General features: G+C 71.4%; 15 protein-coding genes and 1 pseudogene. 5 read left to right on the top strand and 11 right to left on the bottom strand.

The window, feature by feature from the left end; genetic code table 11:
- Positions 1 to 24: 24 nt before the first annotated feature.
- On the bottom strand, positions 25 to 444 hold the full coding sequence (locus tag QFW81_RS01420) for an SRPBCC family protein (protein WP_280576775.1): 420 nt from the start codon (positions 442 to 444) through the stop codon (positions 25 to 27).
- Positions 445 to 670: 226 nt separating this feature from the next.
- Between QFW81_RS01420 and QFW81_RS01415 the strand changes: the two genes are divergently transcribed.
- Entirely contained in the window at positions 671 to 2113 is a 1443-nt protein-coding gene (locus QFW81_RS01415; RefSeq protein ID WP_280576774.1) for an MATE family efflux transporter, read from the top strand.
- Positions 2114 to 2143: 30 nt separating this feature from the next.
- Here the strand turns inward: QFW81_RS01415 and QFW81_RS01410 are convergent, their stop codons facing one another.
- From QFW81_RS01410 to QFW81_RS01395, 4 genes are all read right to left on the bottom strand, one after another.
- Positions 2144 to 3238 (bottom strand): DUF1615 domain-containing protein, encoded by a 1095-nt coding sequence (locus QFW81_RS01410; RefSeq protein ID WP_280576809.1) that lies wholly within the window; start codon positions 3236 to 3238, stop codon positions 2144 to 2146.
- Between the two features lie 23 nt (positions 3239 to 3261).
- Positions 3262 to 3789: a hypothetical protein gene (locus QFW81_RS01405; RefSeq protein ID WP_280576773.1), complete on the bottom strand. Its 528-nt coding sequence runs from the start codon at positions 3787 to 3789 to the stop codon at positions 3262 to 3264.
- A gap of 76 nt (positions 3790 to 3865) precedes the next feature.
- The gene (locus QFW81_RS01400; RefSeq protein ID WP_280576772.1) at positions 3866 to 4270 is read right to left on the bottom strand and encodes a GFA family protein; all 405 of its coding nucleotides are present in this window, start codon (positions 4268 to 4270) and stop codon (positions 3866 to 3868) included.
- A 69-nt stretch (positions 4271 to 4339) separates the two neighbouring features.
- Positions 4340 to 4699, bottom strand: coding sequence for a DUF1428 domain-containing protein (locus QFW81_RS01395; protein WP_280576771.1), 360 nt, complete (start codon positions 4697 to 4699; stop codon positions 4340 to 4342).
- Positions 4700 to 5031: 332 nt separating this feature from the next.
- Between QFW81_RS01395 and QFW81_RS01390 the strand changes: the two genes are divergently transcribed.
- Together QFW81_RS01390 and QFW81_RS01385 are read left to right on the top strand one after the other, a co-directional pair.
- On the top strand, positions 5032 to 5547 hold the full coding sequence (locus tag QFW81_RS01390) for a DUF1697 domain-containing protein (RefSeq protein ID WP_280576770.1): 516 nt from the start codon (positions 5032 to 5034) through the stop codon (positions 5545 to 5547).
- Between the two features lie 148 nt (positions 5548 to 5695).
- Positions 5696 to 6941, top strand: a pseudogene (locus QFW81_RS01385) (hypothetical protein).
- On the opposite strand, the gene QFW81_RS01380 reads toward QFW81_RS01385, so the two are convergent.
- Both QFW81_RS01380 and QFW81_RS01375 read right to left on the bottom strand, forming a co-directional pair.
- Entirely contained in the window at positions 6866 to 8719 is a 1854-nt protein-coding gene (locus tag QFW81_RS01380) for an ABC transporter ATP-binding protein (RefSeq protein ID WP_280576768.1), read from the bottom strand. The pseudogene QFW81_RS01385 and the gene QFW81_RS01380 overlap by 76 nt on opposite strands.
- A 77-nt stretch (positions 8720 to 8796) precedes the next feature.
- A complete protein-coding gene (locus tag QFW81_RS01375) occupies positions 8797 to 9693 on the bottom strand; it encodes a quinone oxidoreductase family protein (RefSeq protein ID WP_280576767.1) in 897 nt (298 codons plus the stop codon).
- A gap of 163 nt (positions 9694 to 9856) precedes the next feature.
- On the opposite strand from QFW81_RS01375, the gene soxR reads away from it, so the two are divergent.
- The gene (gene soxR / locus QFW81_RS01370; protein WP_280576766.1) at positions 9857 to 10330 is read left to right on the top strand and encodes a redox-sensitive transcriptional activator SoxR; all 474 of its coding nucleotides are present in this window, start codon (positions 9857 to 9859) and stop codon (positions 10328 to 10330) included.
- A gap of 7 nt (positions 10331 to 10337) precedes the next feature.
- Here soxR and QFW81_RS01365 read toward each other — a convergent pair whose 3' ends face one another.
- A complete protein-coding gene (locus QFW81_RS01365) occupies positions 10338 to 12104 on the bottom strand; it encodes a DUF2207 domain-containing protein (RefSeq protein ID WP_280576765.1) in 1767 nt (588 codons plus the stop codon).
- Complete coding sequence (locus QFW81_RS01360; RefSeq protein WP_280576764.1) at positions 12101 to 12658, bottom strand: LemA family protein; 558 nt, start codon at positions 12656 to 12658, stop codon at positions 12101 to 12103. The genes QFW81_RS01365 and QFW81_RS01360 overlap by 4 nt, the downstream gene beginning before the upstream one ends.
- A 168-nt stretch (positions 12659 to 12826) precedes the next feature.
- Between QFW81_RS01360 and QFW81_RS01355 the strand changes: the two genes are divergently transcribed.
- Positions 12827 to 13357: a DUF4019 domain-containing protein gene (locus QFW81_RS01355; protein WP_280576763.1), complete on the top strand. Its 531-nt coding sequence runs from the start codon at positions 12827 to 12829 to the stop codon at positions 13355 to 13357.
- Positions 13358 to 13403: 46 nt separating this feature from the next.
- Here the strand turns inward: QFW81_RS01355 and QFW81_RS01350 are convergent, their stop codons facing one another.
- On the bottom strand, positions 13404 to 14126 hold the full coding sequence (locus QFW81_RS01350) for a hypothetical protein (protein WP_280576762.1): 723 nt from the start codon (positions 14124 to 14126) through the stop codon (positions 13404 to 13406).
- A 71-nt stretch (positions 14127 to 14197) separates the two neighbouring features.
- Positions 14198 to 14866: a serine/threonine protein kinase gene (locus tag QFW81_RS01345; RefSeq protein ID WP_280576761.1), complete on the bottom strand. Its 669-nt coding sequence runs from the start codon at positions 14864 to 14866 to the stop codon at positions 14198 to 14200.
- Positions 14867 to 14868: the final 2 nt, after the last annotated feature.

Genomic DNA, 14868 nt, shown 5'->3' with positions numbered 1-14868 from the left:
ACGCGCGGTCGGTCGCCGGGCGGGTCAGCTCCGGCGCCCGACCGCTTCCGCATAGCCGCCGAAGTTGTCGAGGATCGCCTGCCAGCCCTCCCGCTGCATCTCGGCCGGATGCTCGGATTCGGCATCGAAGACGATGCGGACGAGAACGCCTCCGGCCGCCGGTTCGAACTGCACGGCGGCCTCGCGTCCGTCGTCCATGCGGTACTCGACCAGCGTCCCGGGCTGCACGCGGGTGTAGGTGCCCTCGAAGTCGAAACCCATGCTGCCATCCTTCGCCTCCATGCGGGTGGTGAAGCGGCCGCCTTCGCGCAGGTCCACCTCACTGCGCGGCGAATGCCAGTCCTCGCTCGCGGCATTCCAGCGGACGATGTGATCGGGGCTGTTGTACAGCGTCCACGCGGTGGCGGGATCGGTGCGGACCAGGCGTTCGATAGTGATCTTCATGGAGGGCTCCGGAATCGTGAGGCGCGCGGTGCGCCGTCATCATGTGGGCGACGCTCGAACGGGCGCGTGATCGACATCTGCGCCTCGTGACCGATGGGAGTCGCTTGCCGCGCGACAGCCCGCAGCCACGATGTCGATCACCCCGCCCGTGCTTCGTCGCATCGCGAGGGCGGGGAAGCCGCCGCCGCTGCTACCATCCCGCCCGCTTCCGCAAGGCACTGCCCGCATGAGCCGAGACACGAGCACCCCGGAGACGACTGCACCCGACGCCGACCCGGGGACCCCGCGCTCCACCTGGGCCGCGCTGCGCGAGGCGATCCGCGGCACCGGGGCGGACTACACCCGCATTCCGCTGCGCCGCGCCGTCTTCCTGCTCGCGGTGCCGATGGTGCTGGAGCTGGTGCTGGAATCGACCTTCGCGGTGGTGGACATCTTCTTCGTCGCCCGGCTCGGTGCATCCGCGGTCGCGACCGTGGGCCTGACCGAGACCTACCTGTTCCTGCTGTATTCGGTGGCGATGGGCCTGGCGATGGCGGTGACCGCGGTGGTCGCGCGCCGGGTGGGCGAGGGCGGGGGCGAGGAGGCCTCGGTCTCCGCCGCGCAGGCGATCTGGATCGCGCTGCTGGCCTCGGTGCCGTTCGCGGTGGCCGGCATCGTCTGGGCGCAGGACCTGCTGCGGCTGATGGGCGCCGACGCCTGGGTGGTCGAGCACGGCTACCGCTACATGCAGTGGATGCTGGGCGGCAACGCCGTGATCATGCTGCTGTTCGTGATCAACGCGATCTTCCGTGGCGCGGGCGATGCGGCCATCGCGATGCGGGTGCTGTGGGTAGCGAACGGGCTCAACATCGTGCTCGATCCGATCCTGATCTTCGGCCTGGGCCCGATCCCGGCGCTGGGGCTGGAGGGCGCGGCCATCGCCACCAACATCGGCCGCGGCGCGGGCGTGGCGATGCAGCTGTGGATCCTGTTCCGCGGCGGCCGCCACATCCGGGTGACGTTCGCGCAAATCGGCCTGCGCGCGACGGTGGCCTGGACCATCGTGCGCACCTCGCTCGGCGGCATCGGCCAAATGATCGTCGCCATGACCTCCTGGATCTTCCTGATGCGCATCCTCGCCGGACTGGGCAGCGAGGCGGTGGCCGGGGCGACGATCGCGCTGCGGATCCTGATGTTCGCGCTGATGCCGGCCTGGGGCATGTCGAACGCCGCGGCCACGCTGGTGGGGCAGAACCTCGGCGCCGGCCTGGCCGGTCGCGCCGAGGCCGCCGTGTGGCGCACCGGCTGGTACAACATGGTCTATACGGTCGTGGTCTCGGTCGTGTTCTTCCTGTTCCACGACGCACTGATCGGCGTGTTCACCAGCGACCCCCGGGTGGTCGAGGTCGGCGGCGAATGGCTGCGGATCCTGTCGTACTCGTGCTTCGTCTACGGCTGGTGGATGGTGGCCGTGCAGGCGTTCAACGGCGCCGGCGACACCGTCACTCCGACCCGAATCAACGTGGTGTTCTTCTGGCTGATCCAGATCCCGCTGTGCTGGTACCTGGCCGAATCGCTGGACTGGGGGCACTCCGGCGTGTTCTGGGGCGTGTTCGTCTCGGAGACGTCCGTGGGGCTGTTCACCCTGTGGCTGTTCTCGCGCGGCCGCTGGAAGACGGCGATGGTTTGAGGGCTGCGTGGGCGCCGCCGCGGAACGCGGCTAGCGCCGCAGGCAATCGCGGTAGCGTGCATCGACGCGCTCGGCGAACCAGGCGGTGGTGAGTTCGCGGGTGATCTTGGGGCTGTCCAGGCGGATGTCGGGGATGCGCGCGCGCGGAAGCGGGCGTCGGGCCGCGGCCTCTGCGAGACCGAAGACGCGGGTGGACAGGTCGCCGTCGCCGAAGTCGAGCCGGTCGCCGCGTTCGAGCGCGCGGCGGATGGCGCGTTCGTCCAGGCCCAGCTGCGGCGACAGCGTGCGCACGGCACGTTCGGTGCTGCCGGGGCGGTCGAGTGGCGCGCCCGGCACCAGCAGGTCGCCGTCGAGTGCGAGCGCAATGCCCGTGGCTTCCGTCACCGCCGCCTGGAACGCGGCATTGCGGCTGGCGTACCAGCCGGCGTTGTAGTCGGCGAAGCGGTGCACCTTGCGCGTGTAGGGCGTCTCGTAACCGAGCAGGTGGGCGATGCCGAAGTACAGCCCGCCGCGGCGGCTGAAGACCTCGTCGCGGATCGATCCCTGCACGGTGTACGGATACCCCTGGGCACTGGCTGCCGCGAAGCCGATGCTCACCTGCATCGCGCCGCCGGTCTGCACCGGGTTGCGGCCGGAGAACAGGCGCCCGCCCATGGGCACGCGGCCGATCATGTCCTCGTACAGTTCGCTCAGTTCGCGCTCGGTGCGCACGGCTGCCAGCCGCTCGCCGTAGCTGCGTCCGTCTGTCGACGACAACCGCAGCGCGGCGTCCACCAGCAATTGCGGCACATGCAGCGCCGACGCGCGGCGATCGATCTCCGCCCGCGCCACGCGGGGAAGGTTGGCGACGACGGGGTCGGCTACGTAGCCCGATTCCTGCTCGATCACCGCCAGCACGGCGCAGATGTTCTCGACGTTGGGCGCGATGCGCTGGGCCGCGAACGCGACCTGGATGTCGTTCGCCCAGCCGCTGCGATCGTCGACCCTGGCGGGAATGCGGCGCGCGATCTCCGCGCGCGTGTCGGCCGGTGGCGGGCCGGGTGGCGCCGCCGGGCGGGTCGCGCAGCCGGCAAGCGCGGCCAGCAGCAGCCATGCGCCCGCGAGCACGGCTCGCCGCCAGCCCATGTGGTCGCGAAACAACGCACGCCTCACGCGCCACCCCGCGTCTGCACCAGCAGCAGGCCGTAGACCAGCAGCGACAGCGCCACGTAGACGGCATCGACGGCCGCGCGACGCGCCGGCCGGTCGCGGCTGCCGGTCACGTCGATCAGCAGCTGACGCAGCAGGAAGGTGTACAGCACGTAGTAGAGGAACGGCACCACGTGCACCTGCCACGGATAGTCCCCGATGCGGCGGCCGAAACGCTCCAGGATCCAGCCCACCTGGGCATAGATGCCGAGGATCCCGAGCGCGGCGTTGATCAGCATCCAGCGCACCTGATCGCGGCCGAAGATGACGTGATAGAACACCAGGTAGACGCAGATCGCGAGTCCTCCGTGAAGGTACAGGAAGACCAGGTCGGGCCGGTTCGAGCCGTAGGCCATGCCGAAGCCGGACAGTCCGAACATCAGCATGTGCACGCCGAAGAACGGATACACGAACAGTTTCGGGAACCCCTGTGCCGGCGCGCGGGAACGCGCTGCGGCCGGCTTCTCCGGTCCGGACGACCGCCTCATCGCCACGCCGCCGGGCGCCGCCGGTCCATGGTACGGGCACCCGCGCAGCCGCCGTCCCGCGCCCCGGGCCGCGCCATCAGGACGGCTGGCCGGGGAACGCCTGCAGGGCGGGATCGATCCTCGCCCAGGGCGGCGCGGATGCGGTCCAGATCACCATGGTCGGCTGCACGTCGGCCGGGTCGTCGAGCGTGCCGACGCGGATCACCATCAACTCCACGTTCTCCAGCGACTCGCTGAACACCTGCGTCCCGCAATCACCGCAGAACGAACGCCGCATGTGACGCCCGCTGGCGGCGCGGCTGTCCCACTGCCGCAACGCGCCGGCGTGCGACACCGCCGCGCGCGGCACGACGATGTTCACCGCCGCATTGCCGTTCGACCAGTACTGGCAGTCGCGACACCAGCACAGCCGGGTCGCGACCGGTTCGGCCTCCAGCGTGTAACGGACCGCGCCGCAGCGACAGCCTCCGGTCCTGCGCATGCGCGTCTCCCGTCCGGGTCAGGGCGCCATGTTGGCATGGCGCGACGCTGCGCGCAGGAACCGGCTGAGCTATGCGCCCAGTTCGACCACGCTCTCGAAGCCGCCGAAGATCATGCGCTTGCCGTCGAACGGCATCGGCGTGCTGGCCGGATCCATGCGCGGATCTTCCATCATCTTCTTCATGCCGGCGTCGCGCGTGGCCTTGTCGGGCCATTCGACCCACGAGAACGCCACCGTCTCCTCGGGCGTGGCCTGCACCGAGCGGCGGAAGTCGGTGACCTTGCCGTCGGGCACGTCGTCGCCCCAGCCCTCGACGACGCGGGTCGCGCCGAACTCGATGAAGATGGGGTCGAAGGTGCGCGCGTGGTCGATGAACTTCTGGCGGTTGGCGGTGGGAACTGCGATCACGAATCCGTCGATGTAGGGCATGCGGGTCTCCTGTCAGGGGATCTGGACGACGGGGGCCGTCCGGTCGGATGCGTGCCGGATCCCGACCAGGGGCGGAAGGGCGGCGGCACGCGCGTTACGATCCCACGACGAAGCGGACATGCGGGATTCGACAGCGCGGCGGTCGCGTTCACGCATGGCCGCGATCCGCCCGCCGCCGGCCCGCTCCATCGCAGGGCACCCCTTGCGCGCGACGCGCGGGCCCGGCCGGGGTGGGCGCAGCCCGCTCCCGTTCCGTGCATGGGCGCAGGTCCGTGCGGCTTCCCGGGTCCCGGATGCGATGATGCCGGCCGGAGCCGACGTCCGGAGGACCCGTGCAGACCTGGATCGCGTTGTTGCGGGCCGTGAACGTCGGCGGCACCGGCAAGCTGCCGATGGCCGACCTGCGGGCGCTGTGCGAACGGGCCGGCTTCACCGACGTGCGCACCCTGATCGCCAGCGGCAACGTGGTGTTGCGGAGCCCCGGCGACGAACGCCTGGTCAGGTCCCGGCTCGAGGCCGCGTTGCTCGCCTACGCCGGCAAGCCCGTCGGCGTGCTGGTGCGCGCTCCCGCGGAACTGGGCAGGGTGCTGGCCGACAACCCGTTCCAGGACTCGCCGGGGAACCGCGTGCTCGCGATGTTCCTGGATGCACCGCCCCCGGACGACGCGCTGGACGGCTTGCGCCACCGCACGACCGAGCGTCTGGCCCTGGGCACGCGCGAGATCTACATCGATTATCGCGACGCCGACACCATGCGCGGCTCCCGTCTCGCGCTGCCGGTCGGCCGCGAGGGCACCACGCGCAACATGAACACCATCGCCCGGCTGCTGGCGATGGCCGACGGATGACCGCCCGCGCCGGCGCCGCGCACGCGCCCGGTTCATCGCGCGTTCGACTCGGAAAACGCTGCCGACCTACACTGGACCACCCGCCCTCAAGCGGCACCGGCCGATGGTGATCGGACGCTCCGGTGTCCGGAACCCGTCCATGCGCAAGCTGTTGTCCGCCGTCTGCCTCGTGAGCCTGATGCTGGTCGTCGGCTGCCGCGCGCAGCAGGCGGCCGAGGTCGCGACGACCGTGCAGGTGGACAGCCCCGAGGAGGGCGGCGCGGTCAGCACCGCGCCGGTGCAGGTGGCCGAGGACGCCGTACCGGAAGCGGAACCCGAACCGGACCCGGTTCCGGGCGAATCCGAAGATGTCGACTGGTCGCCGCTGGACCTGCCCCCCGGCACCGTGTCGTTGAGCTGCGAGCTGGACTACGCCCGGCAGGGCGATGGCGAGGCGCTGGCGGCGCTGGACCGCGAGACGCTCGCCGCCGCACTCGAGCCCTGCGCCGAGCGCGGTGTGCTGCGGCTGCGCTACGTGGGCAAGATCGACGCCGGGTTCGTGCAGGTCATGCAGCGCGTGACCCGGCTGGCCGAGGAGTACGGCATCGCCAAGCGCGTGCTCGACCTGGATTCGAGCGGCGGCATGGTCGAGGACGCGATCCGTGCCGGCGACCGCATCGCCGAATCGCGCTGGACGGTCTGGGTACGCGAGGGCGCGGTCTGCCACAGCGCCTGCGTGTTCGTGCTCGCCGCCGGCGACGTGCGCATGGTGAGCGGCCGGGTGGGGATCCACAGGATCATCCGCATGAGTTCCACCGCCACCACCCGCGCCGAACTCAACCGCGAACTGCGCGTCGTGTACGACCGCGTGCGCGACTACCTGGAGCGCAACGGCGCGGCCACTGCGGTCGCCGACATGATGATGGCGGTGCCCAACCGCAACCTGCGCCTGCTGGCCGCCAACGAACTCACGCTCTACGGCCTGGACGGCATCAACCCCGCCCAGGACGACCTCGACCGCCTGCGCCTAATGCGCAAGTGCGGCGAGGACTTCGTGGTCCGGCGCGATGCGTTCGCGCGCGCCTTCGACACGCGCTGCAAATCGCCCGGCACCGACCTGGAAGGCCTCAACGCCTGCGGCCTGGAACTGCGCAAGCGCTACGAATTCCCCGACACCACCTGCCCGGCGGAGAGCCCGCTGTCCGAATTCGACTCGCTGCTGGCGGCCGAGACGCCCGAACAGGCGGGCCTGCACGGGGGCGACGCCGAGGCGCGCGAGGAACAGGCGCAGCGCGAACGCGCCGATGCATCGCGCGGCGGCGCCGGGGGCTCCTGACGCTCAGCCGGCGCTGGCCGCCTCGTCCGCCGCGCAGGCGAGGAAGCCGCCCGACTGCCGCGCCCACAGATGGGCGTAGATCCCGCCCGAGGCCACCAGCGCCTCGTGCGTGCCCTGCTCGACGATCGCGCCGCGCTCCATCACGATCAGCCGATCCATCGCCGCGATGGTCGAGAGCCGGTGCGCGATCGCGATCACCGTCTTGCCGGCCATCAGCCGGTACAGGTTCTCCTGGATCGCGGCTTCCACTTCGGAATCGAGCGCCGAGGTGGCCTCGTCCAGCACCAGGATCGGCGCGTTCTTCAGCAGCACCCGCGCGATCGCGATGCGCTGGCGCTGGCCGCCGGACAGCTTGACCCCGCGCTCGCCGACGTGTGCGTCGTAGCCGCGGCGGCCCTGGCTGTCGACCAGATCGAGGATGAAGTCGTGCGCGCGCGCCTGGCGCGCGGCCTCGACCATCTCCGCCTCGCCCGCATCCGGACGTCCGTAGAGGATGTTGTCGCGCACCGAGCGGTGCAGCAGCGAGGTGTCCTGGGTGACCACGCCGACCTGCGCCCGCAGCGTGTCCTGCTGCACGCCGGCGATGTCCTGGCCGTCGACCAGGATGCGGCCGGTTTCGCGGTCGTGGAAGCGCAGCAGCAGGTTGACCAGGGTCGACTTGCCGGCGCCCGAACGCCCGACCACGCCGATCTTCTCGCCCGGCCGCACGTGCAGGTCGAGATGGTCGATCACGCCGCCGGCCTTGCCGTAGTGGAAGCCGACGCCTTCGAAGCGGATGTCGCCGCGCACGCGCTCCAGCGCCGGCGCGCCGGGCGCGTCGTCGACCGTCGGCGGCAGCGAGATCGAGCCGATGCCGTCGTGCACGGTGCCGATGTTCTCGAACAGCGCCGAGAGCTCCCACATGATCCACTGCGACATGCCCAGGATGCGCAGCACCAGCGCCACCGCGACCGCGATCGCGCCCGCGGACACCGCGCCGCCGTGCCACAGCCACAGCCCCAGCGCGACCACCGCGAACAGCAGCGCCATGTTCATCGCGTACAGCAGGCTGTAGACAGTGGTCGCCAGCCGCATCTGCGGGTGCACGGTGGACAGGAAGCCGTCCATCGCCTCGCGCGCATAGGCCTGCTCGCGGCGCGAGTGCGAGAACAGCTTGACCGTGGCGATGTTGGTGTAGCTGTCGACGATGCGGCCGGTCATCGCCGAGCGCGCGTCGGCCTGGGCGCGCGAGATGCGCTCCATGCGCGGCACGAAGTGGCGCATGAGCAGGCCGTAGGCGGCCATCCAGCCCACGAACGGCAGCATCATGCGCCAGTCCGCGCTGCCGGCCACCGCCAGCGTGCCGACGAAGAACACCAGGATGTAGACGCCGATGTCGAGCAGCTTGATCACCGTCTCGCGCACCGCGAGCGAGGTCTGCATCAGCTTGGTGGCGATGCGCCCGGCGAACTCGTCCTGGAAATAGCCCATCGACTGCCGCAGCAGGTACCGGTGCACGTTCCAGCGGACGCGCATCGGAAAGTTGCCGAGCAGGGTCTGGTGCTGCACCAGCGAGTTCAGCACCACCATCAGCGGCAACGCGAACAGCACCAGCATTCCCATCCACAGCAGACGCCCGCCCTCGGCACCCAGGAACGTGGCCGGCGTGGTGGTGCCGAGACGATCGACCAGCGAGCCGACGTAGGCGTACAGCAGCAGTTCGGCGACCGCGATCCCGCCGGTGGTCAGCGCCAGCAGCACCAGCCAGCGCTCGGCGCCGCGGGTGTAATGGCGGCAGAACGCGTACAGGGTCTGCGGCGGTTGCGCCGGCGGGTCCTGCGGGAAGGGATCGAGCCGGGATTCGAACCAGCGGTACATGGAGCGCACGTGGGGCGGGGGAGGGCGGCATTGTCGCCGATCTGCCGCGGGCGACGATGGCGTGGCGGTCTGTCCAGTCACGCCGACAGCACCGCGAGGCGGCCGAGATGGTGCCGCGCCACCATGTCCAGCGCCTGCGGCAGCCGCTGCAGCGGAAGACGCCGCGACACGTGCGGCATCAGCGGCCCGTGCCGGGCGGCCGCATGGAATGCGCGCATCGCGTCGGGCCGGTAGCGCGGACCGAATCCCGCAGCGTGGACGTCGGCGCCGGGCCGTGCCTCCATCTCGACACCATGCGGCCAGACGGCGCGACTTCCGGCGGGCAGCACCGCCAGCAGTCGCGCGGCGGCCTGGCCGCCTGCCGTCAGCAGCGCAAGCACGCCGCGACCGTCGGCGAAGCGGGCCACCTCGCGTTCGAAGCCGCGCCGACGACCGTCGATCGCCGCCTCCGCGCCGAGTCGATCGGCCAGCTGCATACCGTCGGTGCCGGACGCGACCGCGAGGGTACGCAGTCCCAGGTTGGTCGCGAACTGCAGTGCGAAGTGGCCCACGCCGCCGCTGGCGCCGAATACCACCAGTGCGTCGCCGCGTCGCGCCTGAAGGGCCTCGTGCAGGCCCTGCCACGCGAGCGCACCGTCCACCGGCAGCACCGCCGCCTGGTCCATCGACAGGCGCGGCGGCACCGGCCAGCACAGGTCGGCCTCGAACAGCGTGAACTCCGCATGGCAGCCCTGCTTGGGTGTGCGCTGCGGAACCACGCCGTAGACCCGGTCGCCCTCGCGCAACCCGGCGGCGCCCGCGCCCATCGAGACCACCACGCCCGCGCCTTCCGAGCCGCCGACGTGCGGGAACGAAGGCCACCGCGCCGGGCCACGCGCGAACGCCCCGTCGCGTTCCAGCAGATCCCAGCGGCCGACGCCGGCGGCGTGCAGGCGCACCAGCACCTGGCCGGGCCCGGGCGTCGGGATCGGCATCGATCGGACCGATGGCGCCGCACCGGGGCGCGGGAACGCCATGGCGTGCATGCCGACGGCGTCGGGCGAACAGCGTGGGGCGGGATACATGCAGCGTCCGGTGTTGAGTCCAGGTCCGGATCAGGCTAAAACATCAACTAATATCGAGGTCAAGGGTGGTCGCATGGGTGCACGCGCCGGGGGCCGCGGGTCGGAAGTCGCGGGCCGTGAGATGACGATCGGCGAGGTTGCCGCACGCAGCGGCGTGCCCGTGTCCACGCTGCACTTCTACGAGGCGCGCGGCCTGATCCACAGCGGCCGCACCGCGGGCAACCAGCGCCGCTATGCGCGCGACGTGCTGCGCCGGATCGCGGTGATCCGGGTGGCGCAGCGCACCGGGCTGCCGCTGGCGTCGATCCGCGAGGCGCTGTCGTCGCTGCCCGACGGCCGCACGCCCACGGCCGCGGACTGGACCCGGCTCTCGCGCCGCTGGCGCGCCGAACTCGATGCACGCATCGCGCGCCTGACCCACCTGCGCGACGATCTCGACGGCTGTATCGGCTGCGGCTGCCTGTCGCTGAAGCAGTGCCCGCTGCGCAATCCCGGCGACCGCATGGCCGAACTCGGCCCGGGCGCGAATACGCTCGATCGCGACTGAGCCGTGCTCAGCGGCCGCCGACGCCGCCTCCGCCTCCGCCACCACCGGAGAACCCGCCACCCCCACCGCCCGAGGAACTGCCCGGTGGCGTGGACGAAGACGCGATCTGCGAGGTCAGGCTGCTGCCGATCGCCTTGGTGAACCCGCCGATGTCGCCGATCGATCCGGTGCCGTTGCTGCCGTGGTACCACGCCATGGCCGATGTGGCTGCGGCCGTCGCAGCCGCGCCGACGGCGAGCGTGAACTTCCGGGTCCAGGCCTCTTCGACGTCCAGGGCGACGGCGTAGGGCAGGAGCGCTTCGAAGCGACCGGCGTCGAGCGCCGGTTCGGTCTCGTCCGGTGCGCTCAGCCGCTGCAGGTCCTGCTGCTCGGCCACGCCCAGGTACCGGCGCAGGCCCTCGATGTGGTCCAGCACCTGGCGTCCGGCGCGCGTGGGCGCGCGCACCAGGAACGCGAACACGAGCACCGTGGCGGCCATCAGTCCGATCGGGATGAAGGCGAACAGCAGTCCGGCGCCGGTCCCGGCCCCGATGGCGATCGCGCCGCCGGAGAACACGAGGGCGATCAGCAGCGCGATCATCGAACTGCCGCCGTTGTGCCTGAACATCGTGCCCTTGAAGCGCCGGGCGAGCGCGCCCGTGTGCGCGGCGATCGCGGCCTGCAGCACGCTGGCGTTGTCCTTGTCGAGTTCGAGCGTGCCGCCGTCCTTGAACAGGCCGTCCAGCAGGGTGGCCTGCTCGGTGCCGGGCGTGCTCGCCCGGGACGCCGCCACCGGGCGCTCCAGCCGCCAGTGGTCCTTGAGCAGTCCCTTGTCGCGTTCGATCACCAGCGAGCGGCCGACCGCCAGCGCCAGCACGTCGGCCGTGAAGCAGCGCGTGTCGTAGCCCATGTTGCGGATGTAGCGCAGACCGGCCGGGGAGATGCCATCGGGCGGCGTGTAGCGCGCGATCACCGTGCCCGCGGGCGGATCGCGGCCCACCTGGCGCCAGCGCAGCACGCACCAGGCCAGCAGCACCACGAGCCCGAGCAGCGCCACGAGCACCGCGCGGTTGTCGGCCAGCAGCCAGCGCAGACGTTGTGTGCGCGTCGGTTCGGCCACCAGGCCCTTGGGGAACGAGAGCACGATCGTCAGCCCTTCGCCCGGCGCCAGCGGGGCGGTCAGGCGCCAGTGCGCCAGCCCCGGCGCCGGCGTGCTGGCGACGACCGCCTGCCCGCGCGCGCCCTGCGTGCCGGTGAAGCCCTCGGCCGCAAGCTGCGCCACAGGCGCCGGTTCCGGAAGCCGCACGTCCACGCTGCCGCGTTCGATCGGGAACGCGACGCCGGTGCCGATCGCGTTCCAGTACAGCTCGTCGTGGTCGTCGAAGAAGCCGAGCTGGCGCGTGGTCCGGTAGCGCAGGGTGTAGGTGAAGCTGGCGGGCGTGGGCAGCAGGTCGTCGTCGCCGGTGTTGATCACCACGCCGTTGCCGCGGGTCTCGGTGAACCAGGGCTCGGTGCGGCCGTCGCGCAGCACCTCGAGCACCTCGAACCCGACCACGACGCGGTTGCCCGCGCGGCTGCGGTAACGGGTGGGGAAGTCGCGCGTGATGCCGCGCCGGATCTGTCCGCCTTCCGCGCGCACCCGGATGCGCTCGGTGACTTCCAGGCTGCCGTCGGCCTGGACCGCGACGTCGATGTCGTAGGACTCGATGCGTTCCTGCGCCGCCAGCGGCAGCGCGAACGCGAGCAGCGTTGCCAGCAGCAGGACGGGATTGCGCAGGCGGCGGACGATGGTCATGGCAGCTCCACGCGCACGGCGGCGCGCCCGGCGTCGCCGGCTTCGAAGAACTCCTCCGCGCCGAACCCGGTCGCGCGCGCCACCAGCAGGTCGGGCACGCGCTGGGTCGCGTCGTTGTAGTCGCGCACCGCGCCGTTGTAGAAGCGCCGTGCGTATTGAAGGTGTTCCTCCACGTCCACCAGGTCTCGCTGCAGCTGCAGGAAGTTGTCGCTGGCCTTGAGGTCGGGGTAGGCCTCCTGCAGGGCGATCAGGCGGCCGAGCGCCTGTTCCAGGGCGTCCTCGACGCCCGCCAGGCGCGGCCGGCTCGCTTCCGTCATCGCCTGCGCGCGCAGGGCGGTCACCGCTTCCAGCACCGCGCGCTCGTGGCCGGCGTAGGCCTGCACCGCGGACACCAGCGAGGGCACCAGGTCGTGCCGGCGCACCAGTTGCACGTCGATGTCGGCCCAGGCCGTGCGCACCTGGTTGCGCAGCCGCACCAGGCGGTTGAACACGAGGATGCCCCAGACCAGCAGGGCGATCCCCAGCAGCGACAGCGACAGGAGCGGCAGGCTCATCATTCGGTTCCCCGGCGGAGCGGCATGGTCCGTTCAGGACGCAGGCAGGCGGCGCGACGTGACCGACAGGGTAACGGACTCCGGCCCGCCACCTCTTGCCCGGTCGACTGGACGGCGGCGGGCGGGCGGTTACACTCGACCGCCCCGATGCATCGAGACCCGCCGATCATGAACAGACTGCGCCTGTGTTCGACCCTCGCCGCCCTGGTCCTGTGCTCTGCCGCATTCGCGCAACAGCCGGCGCAGCAGCCGCAGGCGCGGCCGGCCGCGCAAGGCGCGCAGGCGCCGGCGCAGCAGCCGGAAATGGAGCAGCTGACAGCCGAACAGCGCGCCGCGCTCGCCAAGCAGGATGCCGAAATGGGCCAGGCCGCGCTGCAGGTGATGCAACTGGTCGATGCCAACCGGATCGGCGAGGTGTGGGACGGTGCCTCGGCGATGATGAAGCAGGCGGTCACGCGCGACGAGTTCGTCAAGCAGGTCACGATCGACCGCAACCGCCTCGGTGCGCCGTCCTCGCGGGCCAATCCGCAGGTGAGCCGCTCGCTGTTCCGGGCCGGCCAGCAGGTGCCCGAGGGGCTGTACATCAACGTGCGTTCGGCGACGACGTTCGCCAACGAACCGCAGCCGGTGCGCGAGCTGGTCTCGTTCCGGCTCGACGAGGACCGCGTCTGGCGCGTGTCGGGCTACAGCCTGCGCTGATCGCGGCCATCCGGCGCGACGGAGTCGTCCGCTCCGGCCTGCAGGATCAACGCGGACCGGGTGCAGGCGCTGAAGCCAGCACTTCGCCGGATTCGAGCGCGAAACGGCCGTCGCTGCCGACCCGGTAGCGCGCGCGGTAGCCGGGACCGGTCTCCGCGGCGCGCCCGGTGTCTTCGCGGATCGAGAACCGGTCGGGCGCGCCGATGTCGTAGTCGCGGCGGTAGTAGATGCCGCGCGCGCCCACCAGCAGCTGGTCGACGAGCGCGCCGCTGGTGCGTTCGGTGCTGAAGAGTACGTCGTGGTGGCGGTCGTCGAACTCGAAGCCGCTGTCCACGCGCAGCAGCCAGACGCTCACCCCCCCGGTGGCGCCCAGGCGGAACAGCTGGACCCGGTCGCGTGGCAGGGACGCCAGCGCAAGGGTGCCGTCTTCCTCGTGGTAGGCGAATACGCGGCCGTAGGCGCGGTCGAACGCGGCCGGGGACTTCAGTGGCCCGTCACCGAACAGCGAGAACACGCAGTCCACCACCTCGGGGCGGGTCGGTACCTGCGTATGCGCCACCGCAAGGCCCTCCTCGAGCGGCAGGCGCAGCGACACCAGGGCGTTGGGCAGGCATTGCAGCGCAGGGTCGGTCTCCGCTGCGGAGGTCGGTTCCGCCACGGGCGGCGACGGCGGGTCGGGCCGGCTGCAGGCGGCGAGCAACGCGACGGAAGCGAGCAGCGACAGGAAGGGCGTACGTCGGCGCGATCCGACGGGGAAGGCAGGGGGCATGCGCTGCAGCGGAACGGCGGGCAGGCGTCGAGCATACCCGCCTGCCGTGTCGCGCGACGGCCGGGGCGTCCTCAGCCGCGCTCGAATTGCGCGATCTCGTCCAGCAGGCGTTGCGCGCGGCGGATGCCGTCGCCACCGTCCGCGACGCAGCGACCATCGTCGTGCGCGCCGGGCGGCGACCCGCGCCGGCGGCGGCTCGACCATGCCGACCAGCCCCAGGTGCCGAGCAGTCCGGCAACGCCCACGGCCAGGCTGATCGCGATCCACCCCGGGGTGCCGGCTGCAGGGTCGACTTCGCCGAGTCCCGCGAATGCCACCACCACCAGCACCCACATGATCCACCAGGGCCAACCGCAGGCGTTCGCGTTGATCACGAACAGCCGCAGCAGCCGCGCCATCCGCCTCTGGATCACCAGCACCGGCGCCGAATAGTCGATGGTCGCGGCGAACGCGATCGTCAGCGCGGCCATCACCGCTGTGACGAGGCCGAACGCATGCACCAGCAGGCCGCTGGCGAGCAGGGCGGGCGCGTCGGTGTTGCGCGTCCAGCAGGCCACCCCGAGCGCGATCAGGCCGACGCCGAGCAGCAGCTGCAGCGCCTGGCCCCACAGCAGCGGACGCAATTGGCCGCGCACGCGGCCCAGTCTGCTGTCGCGCAGCAGTTGCCACTGGATGTCCTGCTGGCGTTCCAGCTGCTCGCCGAGCGAGCGCCAGGCGGACTTGAGTTCGTCGAGTTCCATGG

The sequence above is a fragment of the Luteimonas kalidii genome, from assembly GCF_029887935.1.
Lineage (GTDB): Bacteria > Pseudomonadota > Gammaproteobacteria > Xanthomonadales > Xanthomonadaceae > Luteimonas > Luteimonas kalidii.
Note: the sequence above shows the minus strand (reverse complement) of the source record. Positions and strands in the feature narration are given on the sequence as shown.

Coding starts and splice junctions, on each gene's coding strand:
- QFW81_RS01420 (WP_280576775.1), bottom strand. CDS start 444: ATGAAGATCACTATCGAACGCCTGGTCCGCACCGATCCCGCCACCGCG.
- QFW81_RS01415 (WP_280576774.1), top strand. CDS start 671: ATGAGCCGAGACACGAGCACCCCGGAGACGACTGCACCCGACGCCGAC.
- QFW81_RS01410 (WP_280576809.1), bottom strand. CDS start 3,238: ATGGGCTGGCGGCGAGCCGTGCTCGCGGGCGCATGGCTGCTGCTGGCC.
- QFW81_RS01405 (WP_280576773.1), bottom strand. CDS start 3,789: ATGAGGCGGTCGTCCGGACCGGAGAAGCCGGCCGCAGCGCGTTCCCGC.
- QFW81_RS01400 (WP_280576772.1), bottom strand. CDS start 4,270: ATGCGCAGGACCGGAGGCTGTCGCTGCGGCGCGGTCCGTTACACGCTG.
- QFW81_RS01395 (WP_280576771.1), bottom strand. CDS start 4,699: ATGCCCTACATCGACGGATTCGTGATCGCAGTTCCCACCGCCAACCGC.
- QFW81_RS01380 (WP_280576768.1), bottom strand. CDS start 8,719: ATGTACCGCTGGTTCGAATCCCGGCTCGATCCCTTCCCGCAGGACCCG.
- QFW81_RS01375 (WP_280576767.1), bottom strand. CDS start 9,693: ATGCCGATCCCGACGCCCGGGCCCGGCCAGGTGCTGGTGCGCCTGCAC.
- soxR (WP_280576766.1), top strand. CDS start 9,857: ATGGGTGCACGCGCCGGGGGCCGCGGGTCGGAAGTCGCGGGCCGTGAG.
- QFW81_RS01365 (WP_280576765.1), bottom strand. CDS start 12,104: ATGACCATCGTCCGCCGCCTGCGCAATCCCGTCCTGCTGCTGGCAACG.
- QFW81_RS01360 (WP_280576764.1), bottom strand. CDS start 12,658: ATGAGCCTGCCGCTCCTGTCGCTGTCGCTGCTGGGGATCGCCCTGCTG.
- QFW81_RS01355 (WP_280576763.1), top strand. CDS start 12,827: ATGAACAGACTGCGCCTGTGTTCGACCCTCGCCGCCCTGGTCCTGTGC.
- QFW81_RS01350 (WP_280576762.1), bottom strand. CDS start 14,126: ATGCCCCCTGCCTTCCCCGTCGGATCGCGCCGACGTACGCCCTTCCTG.
- QFW81_RS01345 (WP_280576761.1), bottom strand. CDS start 14,866: ATGGAACTCGACGAACTCAAGTCCGCCTGGCGCTCGCTCGGCGAGCAG.